The sequence below is a fragment of the Streptomyces sp. NPDC054841 genome (genome assembly GCF_053611045.1).
Map to the genome: position 1 here is coordinate 1 of NZ_JBSGZO010000560.1, position 5128 is coordinate 5128.

Consider the following 5128-nt stretch of genomic DNA (forward strand, 5'->3'; position numbering starts at 1 on the left):
CCCTCACCCTGGTGCAGGCGCTCGGCGACGCCGAGGTCGCGGCGCCCCTTTGGATCGCCACCCGTGGCGGCGTCTCCACCAGCAGGTCCGACGCCGCCGCCGACCCCGCCCAGGCACAGGTGTGGGGACTCGCCCGCGCCGCTGGACTGGAGCACCCCGAACGCTGGGGCGGCCTCCTCGACCTGCCCCAGAGCCCGGACGAGCGCGCCGGCGCCCGGCTGACCGCGCACCTCGCCCAGCCCGACGGGGAGGAGGAGGTCGCCGTCCGCTCCACCGGCGTCTTCGGCCGCCGTCTCGCCCGCGCCTCCCTCGCCGACTCCGCCCCCGGTTCGTGGACCCCGCGCGGCACCGTCCTGATCACCGGCGGCACCGGGGCGCTCGGCGGCCACGTCGCCCGCTGGGCCGCCCGAGGCGGTGCCCAGCACCTCGTCCTCACCTCCCGGCGCGGCCCGCAGGCCCCCGGCGCCGACGCGCTGCGCGACGAACTCACCGCGCTCGGCGCCGCCCGCGTCACCATCGAAGCCTGCGACGCGAGCGACCACGATCAGCTCGCCGCCGTGCTGGAACGCGCCACCGCCGACCCCGAGCAGCCCCTCACCGCTGTCGTGCACGCGGCCGGCGTCGGCACCAGCGCCGCGCTTGCCGACACCAGCATCGACGAGGTCGCCGCGGTCGTCGCGGCCAAGGCTGCCGGCGCCGCCCACCTCGACTCCCTGCTGGGCGACGGGCCGCTGGACGCGTTCGTGCTCTTCTCCTCCAAAGCCGCCGTCTGGGGCGGCGCCGACCAGGGCGCGTACGGGGCGGCCAACGCCGCCCTCGACGCGCTCGCCGAACAGCGTCGCGCCCACGGCCGCACCGCTACCTCCATCGCCTGGGGCCTGTGGGGCGGCGACGGCATGGCACGCGGCGGCGCCGCAGAGGCCTTGGGCCGCCTCGGCCTGCGGCAGATGGATCCCGAGCTGGCGGTCTCCGCACTCGTCCAGGCCGTCGAACACGACGAGACCACCGTCTCCGTCGCCGACATGGACTGGGAACGCTTCGCCGCCGCCTACACCTCGGTCCGCAAGCGGCCCCTCATCGGCGACCTTCCGGAGGTACGGCGCGCCACCGAAACCCCCGCCGACCAGGCTGGTGCACCTGAGCCCGGCGGCAACGCCCTCGCCCAGCGGCTCGCCGCACTGAGCGAGGCCGAACAGCGCGCGGCCCTCCTCACCCTGGTGCGCGACCAGGCCGCCGCCACCCTCGGTCATGCCGACGGAGCGGCCATCGCCCCGACCACCGCCTTCCGCGAACTCGGCTTCGACTCGCTGACTGCCGTCGGTATCCGCAACCGGCTCAACGCCGCCACCGGCCTGAGCCTCCCCACCACGCTCGTCTTCGACCACCCCAACGCCACCGCCGTCGCCGGCCTCCTGCTCACCGAGCTGCTCGGTGGAGCCGCGGGCGCCGCCGGGACCGGCGCAAAGACCGGTGCACCGGCTGCCGCGGTGGCGCGCGTCGACGACGACCCCGTCGCCATTGTCTCCATGGCCTGCCGCTACTCCGGCGGCGTCAAATCACCCGCGGACCTGTGGCAGCTCGTCTTCGACGGCCGCGACGCCATCGGCCGCTTCCCCGACGACCGCGGGTGGCCCACCGACACCCTCTACGACCCCGACCCGGACCACCAGGGCACCTCCACCACCCGCGAGGGCGGCTTCCTGGCGGGTGCGGGCGACTTCGACGCCGCCTTCTTCGGCATCTCGCCCCGCGAAGCCCTGGCCATGGACCCCCAGCAGCGGGTGCTGCTCGAAGCGTCCTGGGAGGCACTGGAGTCCGCCGGCATCGACCCGCACTCCCTGCGCGGCAGCCAGACCGGTGTCTACGTCGGCGCCAGCGCTCAGGGCTACGGCGCCGACGCGGCCGAGGCCCCGCAGGGCTCCGAGGGCTACTTCCTCACCGGCGGCCAGACCTCCGTCATCTCCGGCCGCGTCTCCTACACCCTCGGCCTCGAGGGCCCCGCCGTCACCGTCGACACCGCCTGCTCCTCGTCCCTCGTCGCCCTGCACCTGGCCGCGGAGGCGCTGCGGCGCGGCGAGTGCTCGATGGCCCTCGCCGGCGGTGTCGCCGTCATGGCGACGCCCGGCGCGTTCGTGGAGTTCTCCCGCCAGCGCGGCTTGGCTGCCGACGGCCGTTGCAAAGCCTTCTCCGACGACGCCGACGGCACGGGGTGGGGCGAGGGCGTCGGCCTCGTCGTCCTGGAACGCCTCTCGGACGCCCGCCGCAACGGCCACGAAGTGCTCGCCGTCGTCCGCGGCTCCGCCGTCAACCAGGACGGCGCCAGCAACGGCCTCAGTGCCCCCAACGGTCCCTCCCAGCAGCGTGTCATCCGCCAGGCACTGGCCAACGCGGGCCTGACGGCCGGCGAGGTGGACGCGGTGGAAGCGCACGGCACCGGCACCTCGCTCGGCGACCCCATCGAGGCCCAAGCACTGCTCGCCACCTACGGCCAGGAACACGATGCCGACCGTCCCCTGTGGCTCGGCGCCCTGAAGTCCAACATCGGCCACACCCAGGCCGCTTCAGGCATCGCCGGTGTCATCAAGATGGTGCAGTCGATGCGGTACGGGGTGTTGCCGCGCACCCTGCACGCCGACACCCCCACCACCGCGGTCGACTGGACCGCGGGAGCCGTCTCGCTGCTGACCGAGCCCCAGCAGTGGCCCGCGAACGACCGGCTGCGCCGGGCGGGCGTCTCCTCCTTCGGCGTCAGTGGCACCAACGTGCACGTCATTCTCGAAGAAGGTCCCGCCCCCCGCAACGAGGTCGACGCAGCGTCCGGTACCGACACGGCACCCCAGGTGCCCGTGCTCGTCCAGGTGCCCTCCCAGGTGCCGGTTCCGTGGGTGGTCTCCGCGCGCAGTGAGGCCGGGCTGCGGTCCCAGGCCGAGCGGTTGCTTTCGTTCCTGGAGGAGCGGCCCGAACTGTCCCCGGTGGACGTCGGATACTCGCTGGCCGTCACCCGGTCCCGCTTTGAACACCGGGCCCTGGTGGCCGCCACCGGGCGGGACGGTCTCGTCGCGGGCCTGCACGCCCTCGCCCAGGGCGGTACGAGTGCCGCTGTGACGCGCGGCGTCGTCACCTCCGAGAAGCGGGCGTTCCTGTTCACGGGGCAGGGGAGTCAGCGGGCCGGGATGGGGCGGGAGTTGTATGCGTCCTTCCCGGTGTTCGCGGACGCCTTCGACGAGGTGTGCGCGCACCTCGACCTCCATCTGGATCTGGAGGGCTCGCTCAGGGATCTGGTGTTCTCGGATGCGGATGAGGGTGCGGGGCTGCTGGATGAGACGGGTTATACGCAGGTTGCGTTGTTCGCGCTTGAGGTGGCGTTGTTCCGTCTGGTGGAGTCCTGGGGTGTTGCACCGGACTTTGTGATCGGTCATTCGGTTGGTGAGATCGCTGCTGCGCATGTGGCGGGGGTGTTCTCCCTCGAGGATGCTGCGGCTCTGGTTGCGGCGCGTGGCCGGTTGATGCAGGCGTTGCCGGGTGGTGGGGCGATGGCTGCTGTCGAGGCGACCGAGGCCGAGGTTGCCGAGCAGCTGGCCGGCCGTGAGGGTTCGGTGTCGATCGCGGCGATCAACGGTCCGACGTCCGTCGTCGTGTCCGGTGACGAGGCGGTGGTGGATGAGGCGGTTGCGTACTGGCAGGAGCAGGGTCGCCGCACGCGCCGTCTGAGGGTCAGCCATGCGTTCCACTCGCCGCTGATGGATCCGATGCTGGACGAGTTCCGGGCCGTCGCCGAGGGTCTCACGTACGCTGCGCCGCGCATTGCGGTGGTGTCGAATGTGACGGGCGGGCCGGCGTCGGCGGAGGAGCTGTGCGATCCCGAGTACTGGGTGCGCCATGTGCGTGGTGCGGTCCGCTTCGCGGACGGCATGGCCTGCCTGGCCGGGGAGGGAGTGCGGTCCTTCCTGGAGCTGGGTCCGGACGGCGTGCTGTCCGGAATGGGGCAGGGCTGCCTGCCCGAGGGCGCGGACGCGGTGTTCGCCCCCGTCCTGCGCAAGGACCGACCCGAGCCCGACACGTTCACCGCGGCTGTCGGCGCTCTGCACGCGCACGGCGCGGACGTGGACTGGGAGGGGGTGTTCGCCGGACGCGGAGCCGGACGCACGGATCTGCCGACGTACGCCTTCCAGCACCAGCACTACTGGCTGGAGATGGCCGCCCCCATCGGCGACCTGGCACGGGTCGGCCAGACCGCGACCAGCCACCCCCTGCTCGGCGCAGCCGTCTGGCTCCCCGAGTCGGAGGCGCAGTCCGAGTCGGTCGTCCTCACCGGATGGGTGTCGCACCAGTCGCACCCGTGGGTCGCCGACCACGCGGTACTGGACACTGTCCTGTTGCCGGGAACCGCCCTCGTCGAACTCGCCGTGCACGCCGGCGACCAGGTCGGCTGCGCCACCCTGGACGACCTCACTCTCCAGGCTCCGCTCGTCCTGCCGCAGGACGCCGGGCTTGCGCTCCGCGTCTCGGTGGACGCCCTGGACGCGACAGGCCGTAGGCCCGTCTCCGTCTACTCGCGCCGCGACGACGCCGACCCTGCCGAACCCTGGACCCGGCACGCCACCGGCTTCCTCCGCGAGACCGCGCCCGAGACCACGTTCGACCTCTCCGTCTGGCCGCCGCAGGGTGCCCAGCCGCTGGACACCGCCAACCTCTACGAGGAGCTTTCCGCGAGCGGGTTCAGCTACGGACCGGTCTTCCGGGGCGTGCAGGCGGCCTGGCAACTTGGCGACGAGATCTACGCCGAGGTCGCGCTGCCCGAGGGCACCGCGACGGACGGGTTCGGCCTGCACCCTGCCCTGTTGGACGCCGCCCTCCACGCCGCCGCCCTCGGTGAGCGCGACGGTGAGCACACCGGTTCCGGGCTTCCCTTCGCGTGGAGTGGGGTGAGTCTGTATGCCACTGGTGCGTCCACCCTTCGTGCCCGGCTGTCGCGCGTCGGCACCGACGGACTCGCCCTCGCGGTTGCGGATGGTTTGGGTGTGCCTGTTGCGGAGGTTGAGTCGGTGGTCTTCCGGCGGGTGTCGGAGGAGTTGTTGGCGGTTGGTCGGGGTGGTGTGGGTGATGCGTTGTTCGGGGTGGAGTGGGT

At 72.9% G+C, this 5128-nt stretch carries 1 protein-coding gene; it reads left to right on the forward strand.

The window, feature by feature from the left end; genetic code table 11:
- Positions 1 to 5128, forward strand: a 5128-nt coding sequence (locus tag ACWGI8_RS39135) for a type I polyketide synthase (RefSeq protein ID WP_453668208.1), incomplete at both ends; no start/stop codon positions are given.